The following is an 18,686-nucleotide window of genomic DNA, read 5'->3' as shown; positions in this document are numbered from 1 at the left end:
TAGTTAGTTAGTTAGTTAGTTAGTTAGTTAGTTAGGTTTTATTATTATTTGTTTGTTTTTTACGACGATATCGACGTTCATGGTATGTTTGATCACAAAGAGTACATCATCAATTCCTTTTAATGGAATTATTCCGGTGAAACGCTTATTCAAAAGACTTGGATCTTCGACAATGACTTGATAACCATAATTATCTTCTAGCACACTGACGATATGAGCCAGGTTGCTGTGTTCTATATTGAGCTCACCACGGGTCCATGATGATACTTTAGATGGATTGGTGTTGGGAACAATTTCATTAGCTTTTGACTGTTCGTCATAAATAAATGTCTCTCCGGGCTTGAGCAATCTATCCACCCCATTTTTTCCATAGATTTTGACGCTTCCTTCAAAAAGGGTGACTTCGATACGGCCACGGCGATCTTTTACATTAAACTTGGTCCCGAGCACAGTTAAAGACAGCTCGCCTACATGTACAACAAATAGATCATTCTCGCGCAAACGGTTTTTGATAGCTGTATGCTTTACCTCAAACATACCTTCACCTTCGAACCATACTTCCCGAGGTTTGTCCGTTTTCCAGTTCCTAACATAAGACAACTTAGAGTTGCTATTCAGGTTAATCAGGGAAGCATCTGGTAGTAATACTTCCGTACGTTCACCATATGTGGTATTGGTCGATTTCGTTCCGAATTGGCTGATATCATAGACGATAAAAATAAAAATAATGATTGCAGCTGCACGCGCAGTCCATTTGACTATTTTTCGAATCAGTAGTTGTTGATTTTGTTTTCGCGAATAGGAAGGAATTGCATGTTGAATGTTTTCCCACCGTTGATCGGTCGTGAACCCTCTGTTCGTAACTGGTTGCTGCTTGATCAATGTCATCCATAGCTCAGCGATGTCCATCTGAACGGCAAGTTCACGATCATGTGCTCCCAATCTTTTCCAAAAATCTTTATCATTTTCGATCTGCCCCAACTTGGAGTGAACAAAGTCTTCATCATCGAAAAAATCTGCTGCTTTATAATTTTTGTATTTTAAAAATTGAGGATCCATAACCTTTTTTATATAGATACACCTCTTTTCAACATTTTACCCCAATAAATTTTATTTTTTTTAAAAAATTTCTAAAATGATTAACAAATACCCAATTTAAGAGATTGTTTATTATTAACAACGCAGGAATCGTCGTTTGTTGATGGCTTCAAGTTTTGGAGTACTTGATTTATATTTTGACTTGGTTCAACAGATGCAAAAGCACCAAAACGCCAAATTTTCCAAAATGCTTCTTCAGATTATCTAATGCTCGATAATACAGTTTATAAGTATCCTTGGTCGATAATCCCATAATACTTGCAATTTCCGCATAAGTGAGTTCTTCAAAAAAACGAAGATGAATGATTTCACGTTGACGAGGGGTCATATTGGACAACGCTTGATCCAGTTTATCCTTGATCTCTAGCACACGCTCCTGACGGATCATGCTGACATCATGGGGCAATTCGATGGTAAAAGGAAGATGCTCGATAGCTGAGTTTGTCACGTGGGCACGCTTTATGGTCTGCTCAATATTTTTGATCAAAATACGACGAAATGATTTATACAGATAGTTTTTAACAGATACCTCGGTATTTAAATTTTCTTTATTACTCCACAATTTGACAAATAATTCTTGTATGCTATCTTCAATAACAGCATTATCCTGTGTAAATTTGAATCCATAGTTATACAAAGGTTGGTTGTATCGTTCAAAGAGGACTTTAAACGATGCTTCATGTCCAACCTGGAACAGCTGCCATATTTGTAAATCGGAATCCATAAGTAAATGCAAGATTTTTCAGGATGAGCTATTATGATGAAAATCTTCCTTTTCAAATGTATAAAAAATGTTTAAAAGTTTCTAAAGCACCGAACATTTAAAATTCGTATGATTCCTAACCATTGACATGAGCCTAAATTCAAAAATAAAGAATAGCTATGACAGACTTTGTTATTATAAACCATAAGAGCGAGTTATTTCCCCTTGGCCAACTTGCTCTTCTTTTCGATCACTTCAAATAAATTCTTCATATATTACATCTAAAAGCTGTGTAACAGTACATTTACCTTTCTGAAAAACGCGCTTTGCACCATTTTGATACATTTCATCAACCAATGGCCCTTCACTGAAAGAGCTATATCCAAAAATTAATAATTCCGGATGTTCAACTTGCAAAATTCCAGCAGTTTCGATACCGTTATATTGAGGCATCATAATATCCAGTAAACAAACAGATAACGAACCACTCATTTCCTTGATATTAGAAATTAATTCAGATCCGTCCTCAAAAACACCAACTAATCTAAAACGTTCATCTTTCTCTATGAGTAATGAGAGCATTTGTCTAATAATAGGAGAATCATCTGCCACTGCAATACTTATTTTTCTTTTATTAATTAATCCTGTAACCATTGCCCAAAATTAACATCAACAAAAAAGAGAAGATGCCCAAAAATGTGCAAAAAATATCGCTTATATTATTTCAAACTTCATGAAATATATGCATCCATCCCGCTATTTAAAAGCATTAATTTTATGCCTTATCATGGCTTTTTAAAGTCAAATAAACACCTTAACATGCTTTATCTAGATACTGGTCATCACTTTTTTGAACGTGTTGCGATGGATACCCAAATATGATGCAATATAACTGTACGGAAATATCTGAAATATTTGAGGAAAATAATCTTTTAGTAATTTTATTTTATCAGTTGCAGTTTTAGCTTGTAGTATCCTTACATTTTTTAACGCGATCACAAAATTCGGTTCCATAATCATAAGTTCCAATTGATAAAATCTTGGAAATTTTTCATACAAACGTTTAACAGCTGCAATATCTAAAAGTAGAAGTAAAACATCTTCGTAAGCTCTATAAATCTTCTGAGAGGGCATATTTTGTAAATAATCTTCATAATTGAAAACAATTTCCAATAAAGAAGAGGGGTAGTGAAAGCTCGTAATCCGCACGACTCCATCAACATCTAAAATGCTGGAATAAGCGGAACCTTCCACAATCAGCGCAATGGTATTCACACGTTCACCATCAAAAAACAAGATTTCTTTTCGATGAAATTTTTTGAAAGTCAAAATTTTAGATAGTTCGTACATTTCTTCCTCATTGAGATTAAAATGTGCAAATTTTTGGGTGATGTAGGGATAAAGCATTGAAATATTCATCTGTAAAGGGTACTTGCAAAATTGAAATAATATAGATACTTTTTTAATACGTTAATATGATCAAACAACCGACTGAAATGTTGTATTACCTATAATTTTCACGAACAGCTTGATTGCTGAACGTATTTTTCCAGAGGATAGAGGACTTCGGTATTCATGCAGCTATCGAGTTTTGAAAAAAAAAGTTCAGGAGTCAATAATGCTGAATACCTACATAAAAGAAGCATCATATAGAGATCTGCGATAATCAACGTGTTTGCTTTAACTTTATTCAAATTCCAATTGGCTCACTTTCATGGATCGTACCACTGGTTTCCACCCATGCATAAAAGGTGAAGGCCAGGCTGCAAATTCCCTGTCTACATCGTTTTTGATTTCTCATAAGCAATTCATATTTTTTGATTTAATAATAAAGCCGTTCACATCATATGTAAACGGCTTTCTGATTTATGTATTTTTAGGTTTTGAAAAAAAACTTTGCAGTATCACGGACAGCAGCACAAAACTACATCCAATATAAAAGGAAGAATTTACTTCTTTTCCTTCATTAAAAAATATAAACGCTAATATGATAGCATAAATCGGTTCTAAATTGAAACTCAAATTGACGGTAAATGCTGGAATTACCTTCAAAACCTCTGTGAATAAAACATATAGGGTCACTGTACAAATAGCTGATAGTAGCAGCAGATAAAAAAAATCTGTTGATGAAGGTATCCAAGTTGCTACAGGAAAAAATTGGAGGTAAACGGGCAGTAATAAACCCAATCCGATGGTTCCTCCTAGCATTTGATAATAATTGATCACGATACTGTTGTGCTTTTGTACCAATCGTTCATTAAAAACCGTATAAAGTGCCGCAAATGCAGAAGATATGACTCCAAGTACTATACCCAGCTGATAGGATGAATCAAAATGAAAAATAAGACTGATCCCTAACAACGTCAGACCGCTTAATAAAAGTTGTGCTATAGAAAATCGCTTTTTATTAATCAGCGGTTCAAAAATGGCTGTAAATAGACTGGTCAGACAGTAACAGACAACTCCTATCGAGATATTGGAATATTTAATGCTCGCGTAAAAAAAGATCCAATGGGTGGTAATTAATAAACCTACATAGGCTATATTAAATTTCTCTGCTATGGATTGTTTTACATCTTTTTTAAAAAATGTTAAAATAAAAAATAATATAATTGCGGAAAACAAAACGCGATACCATACTAATAATCCCTCGTTTAGCGATATCAGTTTACCAAAAACTCCTGTAAATCCAGCGAGTATTACTGCTATATGTAATAGCAAATATGATTTTTTCATGAAAAATTACCTTATTTAATTCTAATAATGAATATCTAAAAATTAGACATGACAGATCGTATACAACTTGTTAAGCCGTAGTCATGTCTATCTATTTGAATAGGACATTAAAGGATTGGAGGAGGAAGGCAACTTTTTCCGTTCATAATTTTTCTTTTAAAAGTAGTTGTTTTTTTATTTAATTACAATTCAAAATTAAGAATCATTTTGAATAATCGACGATGATAAGTTTTTACATCACGTCCTGTCCAATGCTATATGTAAAAAGCCACTTCTTAAAGTGGCTTTTACTAACATAGATTATTAAAACAACAAATTCCTCTTATTCGCAAATGGATCTAACACCCTGAACATTAACAACTTGCCCTTTACAACCGATTAAACAGATGCAGTTTATTTAAAGGCATTCCATACTTTTGTTGGTCTACCGTTATTGTCAAGTGCCCCAAGAGTATATCCATTCCACCCGGCATAAGCCAAAGGTTCCCAATAGAATATCCCCAATACTTTTTGATTCGGAATCCCATTTGCCGCTTTCAACAATTCCTTCAACCATTGTTCTGCAACCTCTTCTTCATCCCAGCTCATCCCCACCTCACAGATCATCACTTCCGATTGATAACGGCCGATCATATCGTTGATATTGTTGATACAAGCCGTATTATAAGCTTCCCAGTTTTCTTTATTGGGATATAACGACATTCCGATCACATCCCACTTACCACCATTATTTTTTAACCCGTCAAAAAGCCAACGGAACAAACTGTTATCCTGACCATTTTGCAGATGTACAATCACCTTGCTATTTGGCAAAATCGCTTTCACCGCATCATATCCTGCATTATTCAACGCAGCATAGTTAGCCATGTTGACCGAAGCTTTTCCATCCTCCCAGAGCATCCCATTTCCGGTTTCATTGCCTACCTGTACCCATTCTGGTTGGATACCGTTATCTTTCAACAATTGCAATACAGATGTCGTATGGGATGCTACAGCAGCCTTTAATTCACTAAAAGATAATGTTGACCAAGCAGCTGGTTTGTTCTGCTGTCCGGGATCTGCCCAAGTATCACTATAATGAAAGTCGATCAGTAAGCGCATCCCCAGATGCTTTGCGCGTCGTGCTTTTACCAAAAGATCATCTTGATTGCACCATCCATTTTGAGGATTTACCCATACCCGCAATCGGACAGCATCGACCCCTAATGACTGGACGAGCTTCATACCGTCCACTGAAGTTCCCCCCGTATTGTAAAACTGTACACCCGAAGCTTCCATTTCTGTGATCCAACTGACATCAGCACCTTGAGCTAAATGGCCCGTTTGTTGTATCGGCTGTGCCACCCCTTCATCGCTACAGCTATATAAGCTGAAGCATAAACAAATCAAGTAAAATCGTAAATCTATTACTAAGTTTTTCATCTCATTCTTTTTAAAACCGACCTATTATTCTTTCCCTTACCCCAAAACAGCAACCTATTGCACCCAGTACTTAAATGCTTTAGGATCGCTCAGATCGAGTACAAGCGTATGTGTTCCGATCTTGTCATATACAAAACCACTGGCGTCTGCCGTATATAAATGACAGGTTCCTGCTTCCTCTGCAGCTCCAAAAAACCACGTCCAGCTGCCATTGATCAAGACCTTGATCCCCCATTGCTCCGCAACTGTATTCGTAATCGTTGCTTTCCACAATTTCTCCGTTTTATCGTAAGTCATGGGTGTAGCAGACGCACTCCATCCATTGAAATCACCGGTGACGGACAAGGATTCGACGACCGTCTCTTTCCAGCTTAATTTATTGACATCGGCAGTCAGGTACAGGTATCCCCCATTGCTGGTCCAACTATTCCAACGATCATCTCCACTATACAGAATATATTGGCTACCTTCCAATGGATAAGAACCATAGATCACAGACGCATTGGCGCTTTCCTCATTGGTCAGGTAGAAGTTAAACCATTGGTCTACCTGTACAAATCCGTCATAGAAACCATCTTCCTTACGCGAGCATATCTTCCATGGAAATTGTGTCAGTTCCTTATTGGCCATATAAAGGTATTGGGCATCAACAATAGGTTCATAAGCCGTCACCGCTATGGCGATCACATTACTATATACGACATCAACATTACGTGCTAGACGTGTCGAAACACGTGCATATAAAGTTTTCTTTTTCCCAGGTTCAAAGCCCATAGCGGTTACTAAACTATTCAATTGTTCGTGGGTATAACTCAAAGATGGCGCCACTTGTTCGCTCTTTTTAGCAATCACGGCAAATGTCGCTTCTGCGGCAAATTCAACGGTATGCTGAAGCGTAGACGGAGCGATTGGCTGTGCACTAGTCAAATTCGACTCATCCCATACCAGTTGCAATGCCAGACTTTTACGATCAGTAGATGTCAACAGAACATCTGTTGTGCTGCTATGGAGCATTGCTGCCTCAAAACCTGTCAGGACGGGCTCACCGCCTTCCTTTTTACAAGAAAATAAAAGAAAGGCCAACGTGTAAATAATCAATTTTTTCATAATCGGTGTAATTGGATAATAAATAGCTTATTTAGTAACCTGTATTTTGTACTAAATTTGGATTGGCAGTCATATCAGTAGTCGGTATCGGATACAGATTGAACTTTGCATCTACACTACTTCCATTGACAGTCCCACCTTTCCATTGCCACAAATACGTATTACCTGTAAAGCGTCCAAAGCGGATCAGATCGGTCCGTCTTGTACATTCCCAAAAAAGCTCTCTTCCACGTTCGTCAAGGATAAAATCTAACGTAAGCTGTGCCTGTGTAATAGCGCCAGCGGAACCTTTATAAGCGCGTTGACGAATCTGATTCACCAGATTGAGCGCCTCTTGAATATTACCGCCACCACCACGTAGAACGGACTCGGCATACATCAAATAACTATCAGCCAAACGAATCATTGGAAAATCGGTACTCACTAGACCTTCATCTGTTTTGTAAGTGCCGTCATCATTTAAATTGGTAAATTTTACCACACCATATCCCTGACTAGAAGAAGCCGGATCATCGACATCCAAAGATTGCCCTTTAGTCCAAAAATCGCCTCGCTTATCGTTAGCATTAAATATAGAAACAAATTCACGCAGGGTACGGAAACTGTTCCATCCAGAGATCACGCCGTAATCTGCAGCCTGCATGCTTCCCACGATAGGACCATTGACCAAATAAGTTGTTGCCCCCCAGCTTGTCGTATGGGCTACATCAGCTTGAATTTGAAAAATAATTTCATTCAACCGTTTATCATTATCAGCATTAAACAGCTGTTTATAGTCATTATGCAGCGTATGTCCACTATCGATCACCTTTTTACTATATAGCAGACAGTCGGCGTAGCGTGCTGTGCCGGTATAGATCTGCGCATTCAAATAGTTTTTAGCAAGCAAAGCCCAAGCGGCAGCTCGACTGACATGACCATACTGATTTTGACGTGCCTCGGGCAACAGGTCTGCAACAGCGATTAGCTCTTGTTCGATATAGTTAAAAAGATCAGCTCTTGCTATACGAGGAGGAAAAAATGCAGCAACAGGATCTTTCTCTGTTACAAAAGGAACATGGCCGTACAGATCCATGGCATGGCTATACGTTAAAGCGCGTAGAAAACGAGCCTCGGCAGCAAACCGCTCAATCTCGGCACGTTCTGCAGGATCAAAAGCGGCTAATTTTTCTGTCGTCACATTCCTTAAAAACTCATTGCATAATGCAATTGAATAGTAGATACGGTAGTACATGGCATTCACCCAAGTGTCGGATGCGCCCCATTTTACGTACTGTATATCCTCCATGTTATCACCACCGGCCCAAGTATAAATAACCTCATCTGTGGGCACCTCTTGCAAATTAAAGAAAACGCGCAGGTAACCCCATGAAGCTGTTGCTCCTGCCATATCTGGATCGGCATCTCCACGACCATTTCCGGCGACAGCAAAAGAAGCATATAATTTTGCCAGTACCGAACGATAACCAGCTACTGAAGTATATACGGCTTCAGATGTGGTCTGTACTGTAGGATATTGATCGAGATCCTTGGTGCATGAAAACAGCATTAGAAAGATCGATAGTATGCTACAGCTATATATTTTCAAGTTTTTCATCAGTATATCATTACGTTGTGAGCTCGTAAGCTCGATTTATATATTCACAAGTTGATTGTTTCTTTAGGCATGCTGCCCGCAGTGTTTTTATCGTTTATGAAGCGATCATGAGCCCTATTCATCGCTGTATGTAAACAGGTATTCATGAGGATTTCATCGGACATGAACTTGGTTTTTAAAAGGGTTAAAAATCTAAATTTAAGCTTAAAGAATACGTGCGGGAACGCGGATAGAAGGAACTATCAAAGCCACTAGGGACCTCCGGATCATTACCGCTGTAGTTACTGATCACAAATACATTTTGCACGATAGCACCCACTCGTAGATTGGACACCTTTCCGATCTTCCCAAAATTATAGCCTAGCGAAAAGTTTTCCATCCGTAAGAACGAAGCATTTTCAACATAATAATCTGAATAATATTGTCTGCTTTGAAATCCCGTATTGAAATAATCGCGATGCAGATTATTAAGTGCTGGGTCTACGTACTGTACAGTCTCCCAAGCGCTGAGATTCATTTTCGTATTGTTGAACACATAATTACCTAGATTAGCTCTCAAAGTCGTAGACGCTGTCCATTTCTTGTAAGACAATTGCGTATTGAAACCAAATAACCACTTCGCAGCAGGTGATTCATACCGGTATAGATCCTTTTCATCTATAGCTCCATCGCCATTTAGGTCAGCATAGATACCTTCTAATGGTTTTCCAGCATCATCATATAACTGCTTATAGACATAAAACATATACGGTTGGTATCCTGTGGTCAATATCTGTATACCCCGTCCACTGACTACCGGTCCTACATAAGTTCCTACGGATGAAGCGTCCTGTACCAGAGCAATATTGGTCACCTGAGTATGTTGATTGGTGGCATTGATATTTACTTCCCATCGTAGATTATCGGTCTGAATAGGCACCGTATTTAACTGAAACTCCCAACCTCTGCTTTCCACATTACCCACATTGATGGTCGCATTTTGATCAAAATTTGTCCCTGCAGCAACAGGTACATTGGCTAGTAGATCATGTGTTTTACGGGTATAATATTCGACAGAACCAGAAACTCGTGCTTTCCATAATGAAAAATCCAAGCCATAGTTAAAGGCTTTTGTTGTTTCCCATCTTAGATCTCTGTTGTAGACCGATGGACGGTAAACGAGATGGTATTGATCGCCAAAACGATATTGCGCATAGGTAGTACCTTGGGTATACACAGGCAGATATTCGTAATTACCGATCCCTTCTTGCTGCCCTGTGATCCCATAACTACCACGAAGTTTTAGATCATCCAAAAAAGATACATCTTTTAAAAAAGATTCTTCCGAAAGTCTCCAAGCCAGTGCAAGCGATGGAAATGTTCCCCAACGATTTTCTGGACTAAATCTGGAAGTACCGTCCTTTCTGATCGTGGCAGTCAACAGATAGCGGCTATCGTAATTATAATTAAGTCGGCCATACCAAGAAATCAAGGTGTGTCTTTCGTCCGAAGCGATCCCTGTAGAACGCAAATCTCCGGCTTCATTAAAATAACTAATGGCAGGTCTTGTTGAGCTCCAATGCTGATAGTCGTGTCCTGCCGTAAACTCTACGGTACTTTTGATATTGGGGAAAGTTTTATTATATGTCAAATAACCTGTAAATAATTTATTTTTAAGGGTCTGCTCATACGCATCATATGCACCACCAATCAAAAAATTATTTGCCGCACTTGCTGGAATATGATTAGAACCACTACCCTTAGCGTAGTCATACCCGATGGTCACATGTGCCTTTAAAGCTGGTAAAAAATGAAACTTATAATCCATATCCAGATTTCCGATACCTCGATTGACAGTACTACGATGTTTCTCTTGTTTGATCAGACCCAGCGGATTTAGATTAGCTCCAGTAGCTGGGAGCCCCGCATTGTCCAAACTTTCGTAATAACCACCATAGGCGTCCACTCCCGAATAGATCGGTTGTGTCGGATTAAATGCTATGGCAGACCATATGGCATCCGTGTTCGCAAAACGATTGTTGTTTCTGGCACCTTTTAAATTCAGATTTACAGATAAGTGCTGATCAAAAAAAGTTGGCGTCAGCACCACTCCACCTGTGATGCGTTCGCTCCTATCCGTTCGCAAGGTCCCCTGTTGATCATAATAACCAACGGAAGCACGAAACGGTAATGTCTTGGCTATTTTACCCTGCAAGCTCACATTATTATCAGTACCCATCGCCTGTTGGAAAACTTCTTCCAACCAGTCCGTAGAAGCATTGCCCAATAAATTTTTCTGTGCTGCAGTACCTTTGGTATTGATCAGATCTGCAAATTCTTCACGTGACATCATGTCCGCAACCCCCAAAGCCTGCTGCATCGATACGATCGACGAAAATGAAAGTCGTAAGGTATCCCCTTTTCCTTTTTTTGTGGTGATCAACAAAACCCCATTGGATGCCCGAGAACCATAAATAGCCGTTGCAGAGGCATCTTTCAATACCGTCATGCTCTCGATATCATTGGGATTGATCAAGCTTAAAAAATTGCCACTATTACCACTGATACCCCCCGTTTCCAAAGGCACACCATCCAGTACAATCAAAGGATCGTTGCTCGCACTTAGCGATGCTCCGCCACGGATACGGATCGTACTTCCCGCAGAGGGCGAACCGCTATTGGACATCACTTGCACCCCAGCAGTCTTACCATTGATCAATTGTTCTGGAGAACCGACCAATCCTGCATTAAAATCCTTACTGCTTACCGTTGTCACCGCTCCAGTCAGATCTTTTTTATTTGAACTACCGTAGCCAATCACGACCAATTCTTCCAATACTGTACCACTAGCCTTCATCTGCACATCCAGCTTTTGGCCAGTCACAGTCAACGTTTGACTGCTATAACCTACTATGGAAAATACAAGTTGCGACTTCCCATTAGGTAACAGGATACGATAAGACCCATCATCTGATGTCGAGGTACCTACCGTTGTACCCGCTATCATAACTGTCACACCAACCAAAGCCTCCCCATTTTCATTGCGCACAATACCCCGTATTTCTTGTTGCAGGGGTTTTGTCCATCTGCTATGCGGTATCATACTCGCATGCAGATCGGTCATCCCGCTTAAACAAGAAAGCAAAGACAAACCCAATACACTTGTTTTAAATGTAAAACCCTTCATTTTTTTAGATTTATAATCGTATATAATTTAATGCTATCTCTCTCTTTTGACGCCTGCACAGATCAAGAGGGTCTATACCCTTTACCAGATCACGACGACAAAAGTTTACTCCCTTACAATTTTTGTCACAACAAACCCTACTCTAACCAAAGCGCTCCAATTGAAACCGAAGCCCCCTGTTGCACTTCCCCATTTGTCGCTATAACCAATTTCTCGATTTTATCCTTTACAAAAGGAAGAGGAATCTCCGGATGGAAATAACGGTTTAAAAAATCGGGATAAGGAGCTGGTAATAAAGCAGTCGGTATCATCTGCAGATCAGCCAGAGGAATGCGCAACACCTTCTTTTCCTTATTTTCCACAAACACTTGTTTTGCATAAGTATATCCCTGATCATCCACAAAGCCGATATCCAATGAACCTGTATGATCTTTCCATTGCAGCTGTATACAGACTGTTGTTGCCTGCGCTATTCCTTTAGGTCGTGCAGCAATAATATCTTTCACATCCTTCACCCAGAAATAACGGGAACCAGCATCTTTACCTTCGAAAGTATACTGCCATTGCGCGACTTCGGTCAAGTTGTTTTGTACTATTTTAGATGTTACATAAGCTTTCTCCGGAATCGCATAGCGTTCAAATGGACAGTCCGGTCCTTCGGCTTGGGTCAAGAGTATGGGACTGCTCGATTCAACCAGATCAGATGTCCAATACTGACCGACCTGATAATCCCAATCTAGCGGTGCCCCATTTTTATCATCAGGATAGGTGAACTGTTTTCCATTCATAAATACGGTAACGGTATAGCGGAGCAAGTCTCCCTGCAACATCGATTCGGGTAGCTGAGCTTCGTAAGTATAATGATCCTTCGGCAACAGTTTAATATAAGGATTATGCGCTTTCCAGAAAGAAACCTGATCCGTCTGCAAAATGATCGAATCGGGTTGCTGTGCCGTGATCAAGCGAAAATCTAACCTGACTGCTTTACCTTTCTCTATCGTTTTAGCAGGTTGATGCTGCATCACCGGTTTACTGTTTACAGTTGCTACAGGAGCATAAAAATCACCTATCTTTCCAAGTTCCCATTTGCTATCTGCTGTCCAGCTATTTTTACTGCTCCAGGCTTTACGCTTTAGTAGATACACGCCTGGAGTTGCGACAAAACTCGTATGTTGCACTTGTTGAAGATTATTGTCATCGGTATTATTTGTTATATGTTGAACCGTATATGCTGTACCGAGATTGGGCAATTTGATATCCATAACATGTGCGGTGTGCAAAATTTGCGTCACCTCACGGGAAAGAGATGGTTTGCCAAATGGATCCGCCACCTGCTCCGCATCGGGCATGAGTTCCAATCTCCAAAGCCCATCTTCCAATTGGTCTAAAAAATAGGCACCAGAACCCGTATATCCAACGACAGGCGAAGATCGATAGCCCGCAATATGCTGTAGTCTATCAATTTGTTTCGGCAAATATGAAGTCTCATTACTGTAGTAAAATTTTTCTGGCGTATTCATCACAGACAGATCTTGCTTATAACTGACCATAAAATCGCCAAAGAGTGTATCCTGAGGATAAGCTGGAAATTGTTGATTTCTTGGAATCGTATAGGCAATTTGTGCTGCAATTAAGGTGCTGATTGCTTTAGCAGGTGTATAAGCCAAATTGAGGTAATGGGTTTGGTATTCGGTATTATAGGCCGCAATATCGATGGGATCATATGCAAATTGAGTAATCCACTGAAAACCTGCAGAACGAAATGTACGTACCATCGCCGGATGCATATAACCGTATAGATTATCGGCCGGATCGTATTCATAAATAGCCTTGGCTTTATTTGCAAACCCCTTAACGGTCGAAAAAGGGATATTATACTGATCAATGTAGGGTAAGAAATTTCCTTCACGTTGTTTTCCAGCAACCAGACCAACGGGATACCATTGATAAGTAGTACCCTGAATATCCGCATTAAAATAAGCTGGTACATGATCGATATTATGACTTACATTATAGAAAATAGGTTTTTTATTTCCCGCTTTCTTCATAGCGGTTACCATTTCTTTTATATAAGCTGCTGTCGTATGTACCGATCCCATATGGCAGGGTTCATTATTGATTTCAAATCCCACAACATAGGGATCTTCTTGATAGGTGTAACCTGTATAAGGGTTTTTGTGACGAAGGAGCTGTGTGATATATGCTTTTTGTGCCGCTATTGCCCGTGGATCAGCATGAACCTGACATTTATCAAAAAGGTAAGTAAAAGCCCCAGTATCTTCATTCTTTTCCGGATATCCGTTTCCAAAATTAGTCATCCCCGTAATTAAAATCCGGATACCTTTCTCCTGTAATTTAAAAAATAGATAATCCAGTAAATCCAGATGTTCATTTTCCAAAAGATTGCCCTTTGCATCTGAGATCTCCACATCCCAGATATGGATGCGATAAGCATTATAACCTAAGCGCGCCAGATGGTAAACGTCCCGATCTATCGCTTCTTTATGGTTGACTCCTTTATAAGATAGCGCACGATAAGCATGGGCAAATGGAACCGTATAATTCGTGCCGTAGAAAGACGCCTCTTTTTGGGTATCCGACCAGCGCATGACACCTTGCTTGTCTACAAAAATAGTAGGCACTCGATTATTTTCTTGAGAAAAAGAAGTCAAAAACGCAAAAATAGCGCCGATAAATATAATACTTATACGCATACAATAATTCAGTTTATAAATTTGGTTTCAATTGATAACACAAACTTATAAAGCGCATACGATATCTACGAACGCATATCGGACAAAGAACAACACAAATTGGACATCTGCGGAATCAACCCATTGGACAACAAAATCAAGAGTCTCAATAACAACCCGTTAGGCATTTCGATCCATATAAGCTTTCGGTGTGACACCAAACTCTGCCTGAAAGCACTTTGAAAAATAAGAAGGATTAGAATACCCCACCATATACATCACTTCGGCAACGGTAAACTTTTTCTGTTGCAATAAAAGAGCTGCCTTTTTGATCCGGATCGTACGAATATATTCGACCGGAGTATAGCCCGTCATTTGTTTAATCTTACGGTACAATTGCTTTGCTCCAGTATCCGTTTCTTCAGCAAGTCGCTGTACCGAAAAGTCGGAATCATCGATATTCTTTTCGATGATCGCTGTCACTTTACTCAGTAACTTTTCATCTGGAGATACCTGATCGCTGCTCACGCTCGGCTGACCGATCTCCTGGATCCGCAACTGGGTTGCCAGTTTATCTTTTTTGTCCAATAAATGTAACAATTGCATCTTAAGGACTTCCAGATCGAAAGGTTTAGCCATATACACATCTATACCTACCGCAACCCATTCTCGTTGGATCAGATCATCATTCTTAGCAGTCAATAAAATAATAGGTATTGTTGAGGTGAGCGTATTTTGACGTAATTTTTTCGCCAATTCAAGTCCCCCCATTACCGGCATCATCGCATCTGAGATGATGATATCGGGCAAAAAAGCATGGTCATTGATCAACTGCATGGCCTCGTGGCCATCTTTCGCTACTTTACAGATGTACAAGGACTCGAGGGCTACTTTTAAGAAAGAAGACAATTCTTCATTATCCTCCACAACCAGGAGCTTCCGTTTATCTGAAGGCATGCTTTCTGCATCATCTTCCCTAAGCTCCCAACGATCCATAAACATCCTGATCGATACCGCAGTTCCCAACTGATAAGTGGATACAATATCCATTTCCCAGCCCAGTTGATCACAGTAACTCTTCACCAAATACAAGCCCACCCCAGTTCCTTCAAGTCGATTGACCTCATCGGAAGATGAACGGTAGAATTTGCTGCAGATATAAGGCAGATCTTCTGGGCTGATCCCTATTCCGGTATCAACAATAACCAGGCTTAATGTTTCTTCACCCTTCGTGATCTTAACAGCGATCGATCCCTTTTCCTGTCGATTATATTTACATGCATTCGACAGCAGATTATTTAAAATGGATCCCAGCTTGGAGACGTCAGTATAGACAAAAACACTTTCTATTTCTGAACTAAAATAAAATTCCAGATGCGCATAGGCTGTATTGTTTTGCCACTCTTCGGTGATCTGCTTGACATATGCAACAAGATCAATTTGCGAATTGAGTAAATTAGGTGCCGATAAATCTTGATTTTCGGCTTTATCAAAAGCCATTACTTCCTGAATCAAGTTATTTATTTTAAGCGCATTGCGATGCACTCCTTCTAAACTTTTCTTATTTTCACTGTTTTTTGTCTTTCGCATTAATTGGCTAACAGGAGCTAAAATTAAGCTAAGTGGTGTTTTCAACTCATGAGAGATCGCGGTTAAAAAATCCATTTTCATACGGGTCAGTTCCTGGACTTTATGTCGTTCACGTCTTTCCCATTTTAAGGTATTACGCACTCGAAAAAAGTTCATCACCCAAATAATAAGGCCAAAACCTGCCAGCACATAACCAATTTTAGCCCATATAGACGCATACCAGATAGGTTTGATCACAATATGGTATTCATAAATATCCGACACCACGTTTCCAGAAAGATCCACTTTTGTCAGCTGCAAATGATAATCACCTGATCTTAAATTGGAAAGCAGGACTTTATTATCTCCGCGCTCCAGTGGGATCCAATTTTCATTTTTATCTTTAAAATTATAAGCCAGACGGTGTCCAAGATGATTGCCATAATCAAGATCTGAAAATTCAAGTCTCAGGTTATTTTGATCATGATCCAATGTAATTTCATTCCTGTAGCGCAAACCATAACCGTAATTACCATATGCTTCATTGTTCACATACATGGCTGTGAGCACAATTTTTTTAGTTTTTTGCTTGGATCCATGGATCGCTTTATCAGGTAAGACTGTCAGCTCATTGATTCCGCCCAGTACGACCTCATGTTGAATTTGGTCATAATACATCGCCGTTATATCATGGCTATACCTCAGTAATTCGGGTTTTAAGCTTTTTTTATTTACGCTCCAGACACCTCCATTGGTAGAAAGCCAGATCTCATCACCCACCTCTACCATAGCAGTGACTTCTCCTTTGACCACAGGATCGAAAACAAGAAGATCATTACGATCATTTTTGTCTACCCGCCTCAATTCGCCATGCTGTCCTATCCACACCGTACCCTCCCGATCTTTCAACATAAACGTAGATTGGTTCAGCGATTTACCCTCTTTATCTTTCCATTCTTCCACTTTTCCCGTCAAAGGATCAATACTACTGATACCCAAGTTATAAAACAGGGCTAAAATTTTCCCGCGTCCATTGTCAACGATCTGATTGGCAAAATCGGCCAATAATCCATCAGATTGAGTATAATTTTTATTAGCAATAAAAGATCCCGAAGAGGATAAAAGTTTATTTTTATTGACCTTAAATATACCCCCCATATAGGTTGCTATCCAAAGTTCACCCTGCTTATCCTCTAAGATATTGTAGGCCCATTTTGCATTTCTCATGCCATTTGAATCCACAATATCAAAACTTCTAAACTGTTTGGTCTGGGCATCAAATACGTTGACCCCACCGTCAGAAGCTATCCATAAATGTCCCGCAACATCCTGATAGATATCCCGAATCCGATTATGGGGAAGTTTATATGGAGCAGCATCCATCCGGTACCAATAGCTCTCAAAGTCTTTTTGCCCCAATCCTCTGGTCCGAATCAAACCATTGTCGCCACCAAGCCAATACCATCCTGCACGATCTTTGAATACTTTGTAAAATCGATTCCCATCGCTGCTATTGGTAAACTGATAAATCGGAAAATTTTTCTCCTTTTGTTGGTTCGACCAGAGGGAGATCCCCAAATCTGTACCGACCCAGATATTATTGCTACGATCCCGATAGATACTCCAAATAATATTATTGGCTAAAGAATACGTATTTCGAGAATCATGCTTGGTTCGCAAGAGCGTATGGAGTACGGGCTGATATTCAAAGAGCCCATCATCAGTACCTATCAATAACGTTTGACTATCTTTTGTCGCCATTGATTTGATAGGATGGTTTTGCAGTACCGGTGCTTTGGACAGCTTTTCGGTCTTGTTATCGTACATGTACAAACCATATTCCGTTCCTATAAATGTTATTTTAGGCGAGGTCAGGGAAAAAATAGAATTGACAAATTGATTACTGCCCGATTTATAATCTGGTAGAACCAATTTCTTCACCTCTTTACGAGCAGGATGGAGTTGATACAGCCCCTTATAAGTACCCACTAAAATTTTATCCGATTGAGTGGATAAGGCATAAATAGCTTGTCCATCCAAATCTTTATACCAAGTTTTTCCGTAATTAGTCAGTTTCTTGGTTTTCGTGTCGTATCCATATAAACCGGAGATGGAACCGATCCATAGTTGATCAACAACTAACAGGAGCGATCTGACATCGGAGGGGCCACCAGCTGGAAATACTTCGTAACGATCTTCGCGATAATTGTATAAAAAAACACCCTTACCAGTCCCCAAAGCAAGATGAGTACCGTCAAGAACAGCAATACTATAAATAAAGGTCTGATAGTGCAATGCTGCCTCCGTTGGAGCATGAAGGGAGTAACCATCGTAACTATATAATCCATTATTACTACCCAACCATAATATACCCAGGCTATCCTGCGCAAAGCAGTGCACTGTACTCGCTTTTGCTCCAAGCCCTATATTTCTAAAAAATTGAAAATCTAACGATTGCCCAAAAACAGAAGAACAGCAAAGCGAAAGGAATAGCAATAAAAACAAATAAACTGTCCGCATCATAAACAAGGTATTTACAAACATAATTATTTAAAAGTGTAAATACAATCTGGAGCGTATGATGATGAGTCGGAC

The 18,686-nt window shown here is 39.6% G+C and carries 11 protein-coding genes; all 11 read right to left on the bottom strand.

Features of this window, described 5'->3' with window-relative positions; genetic code table 11:
- Window positions 1-27: 27 nt before the first annotated feature.
- Window positions 28-1,059, bottom strand: coding sequence for a FecR family protein (locus tag C8N37_RS01515; RefSeq protein WP_108157225.1), 1,032 nt, complete (start codon window positions 1,057-1,059; stop codon window positions 28-30).
- 169 nt (window positions 1,060-1,228) lie between these two features.
- Entirely contained in the window at window positions 1,229-1,822 is a 594-nt protein-coding gene (locus C8N37_RS01510; protein WP_108157224.1) for an RNA polymerase sigma factor, read from the bottom strand.
- Window positions 1,823-2,056: 234 nt separating this feature from the next.
- Complete coding sequence (locus C8N37_RS01505) at window positions 2,057-2,455, bottom strand: response regulator (RefSeq protein WP_108157223.1); 399 nt, start codon at window positions 2,453-2,455, stop codon at window positions 2,057-2,059.
- Between the two features lie 174 nt (window positions 2,456-2,629).
- Entirely contained in the window at window positions 2,630-3,220 is a 591-nt protein-coding gene (locus C8N37_RS01500; RefSeq protein WP_146170973.1) for a Crp/Fnr family transcriptional regulator, read from the bottom strand.
- A gap of 447 nt (window positions 3,221-3,667) precedes the next feature.
- Entirely contained in the window at window positions 3,668-4,537 is an 870-nt protein-coding gene (locus C8N37_RS01495; RefSeq protein ID WP_108157221.1) for a DMT family transporter, read from the bottom strand.
- A gap of 393 nt (window positions 4,538-4,930) precedes the next feature.
- Window positions 4,931-5,959, bottom strand: a complete 1,029-nt coding sequence (locus C8N37_RS01490) for a glycoside hydrolase family 53 protein (RefSeq protein ID WP_108157220.1) — start codon at window positions 5,957-5,959, stop codon at window positions 4,931-4,933.
- 54 nt (window positions 5,960-6,013) lie between these two features.
- Window positions 6,014-7,066, bottom strand: a complete 1,053-nt coding sequence (locus C8N37_RS01485; protein WP_108157219.1) for a DUF5111 domain-containing protein — start codon at window positions 7,064-7,066, stop codon at window positions 6,014-6,016.
- Window positions 7,067-7,097: 31 nt separating this feature from the next.
- Window positions 7,098-8,663: a RagB/SusD family nutrient uptake outer membrane protein gene (locus C8N37_RS01480; RefSeq protein ID WP_108157218.1), complete on the bottom strand. Its 1,566-nt coding sequence runs from the start codon at window positions 8,661-8,663 to the stop codon at window positions 7,098-7,100.
- Window positions 8,664-8,847: 184 nt separating this feature from the next.
- Complete coding sequence (locus C8N37_RS01475) at window positions 8,848-11,829, bottom strand: SusC/RagA family TonB-linked outer membrane protein (RefSeq protein ID WP_211322177.1); 2,982 nt, start codon at window positions 11,827-11,829, stop codon at window positions 8,848-8,850.
- Window positions 11,830-11,966: 137 nt separating this feature from the next.
- Window positions 11,967-14,543 carry a hypothetical protein gene (locus tag C8N37_RS01470; protein WP_108157217.1) on the bottom strand — a complete coding sequence of 859 codons (2,577 nt, stop codon included), beginning with the start codon at window positions 14,541-14,543 and terminating at the stop codon, window positions 11,967-11,969.
- A 159-nt stretch (window positions 14,544-14,702) separates the two neighbouring features.
- A complete protein-coding gene (locus C8N37_RS01465; protein ID WP_170114448.1) occupies window positions 14,703-18,614 on the bottom strand; it encodes a hybrid sensor histidine kinase/response regulator transcription factor in 3,912 nt (1,303 codons plus the stop codon).
- Window positions 18,615-18,686 lie beyond the last annotated feature (72 nt).

This window comes from Sphingobacterium faecium, assembly GCF_003054045.1.
Taxonomy (GTDB): domain Bacteria; phylum Bacteroidota; class Bacteroidia; order Sphingobacteriales; family Sphingobacteriaceae; genus Sphingobacterium; species Sphingobacterium faecium.
The sequence above is the reverse complement of the archived record's forward strand: the minus strand, read 5'-3'. Positions and strand labels throughout refer to the sequence as shown.

What these genes read in the sequence shown, in the direction of transcription:
- C8N37_RS01500 (WP_146170973.1), bottom strand. Translation starts at nt 3,220, where the DNA reads ATGAATATTTCAATGCTTTATCCCTACATCACCCAAAAATTTGCACAT.
- C8N37_RS01485 (WP_108157219.1), bottom strand. Translation starts at nt 7,066, where the DNA reads ATGAAAAAATTGATTATTTACACGTTGGCCTTTCTTTTATTTTCTTGT.
- C8N37_RS01480 (WP_108157218.1), bottom strand. Translation starts at nt 8,663, where the DNA reads ATGAAAAACTTGAAAATATATAGCTGTAGCATACTATCGATCTTTCTA.
- C8N37_RS01490 (WP_108157220.1), bottom strand. Translation starts at nt 5,959, where the DNA reads ATGAAAAACTTAGTAATAGATTTACGATTTTACTTGATTTGTTTATGC.
- C8N37_RS01505 (WP_108157223.1), bottom strand. Translation starts at nt 2,455, where the DNA reads ATGGTTACAGGATTAATTAATAAAAGAAAAATAAGTATTGCAGTGGCA.
- C8N37_RS01495 (WP_108157221.1), bottom strand. Translation starts at nt 4,537, where the DNA reads ATGAAAAAATCATATTTGCTATTACATATAGCAGTAATACTCGCTGGA.
- C8N37_RS01515 (WP_108157225.1), bottom strand. Translation starts at nt 1,059, where the DNA reads ATGGATCCTCAATTTTTAAAATACAAAAATTATAAAGCAGCAGATTTT.
- C8N37_RS01510 (WP_108157224.1), bottom strand. Translation starts at nt 1,822, where the DNA reads ATGGATTCCGATTTACAAATATGGCAGCTGTTCCAGGTTGGACATGAA.
- C8N37_RS01475 (WP_211322177.1), bottom strand. Translation starts at nt 11,829, where the DNA reads ATGAAGGGTTTTACATTTAAAACAAGTGTATTGGGTTTGTCTTTGCTT.
- C8N37_RS01465 (WP_170114448.1), bottom strand. Translation starts at nt 18,614, where the DNA reads ATGATGCGGACAGTTTATTTGTTTTTATTGCTATTCCTTTCGCTTTGC.
- C8N37_RS01470 (WP_108157217.1), bottom strand. Translation starts at nt 14,543, where the DNA reads ATGCGTATAAGTATTATATTTATCGGCGCTATTTTTGCGTTTTTGACT.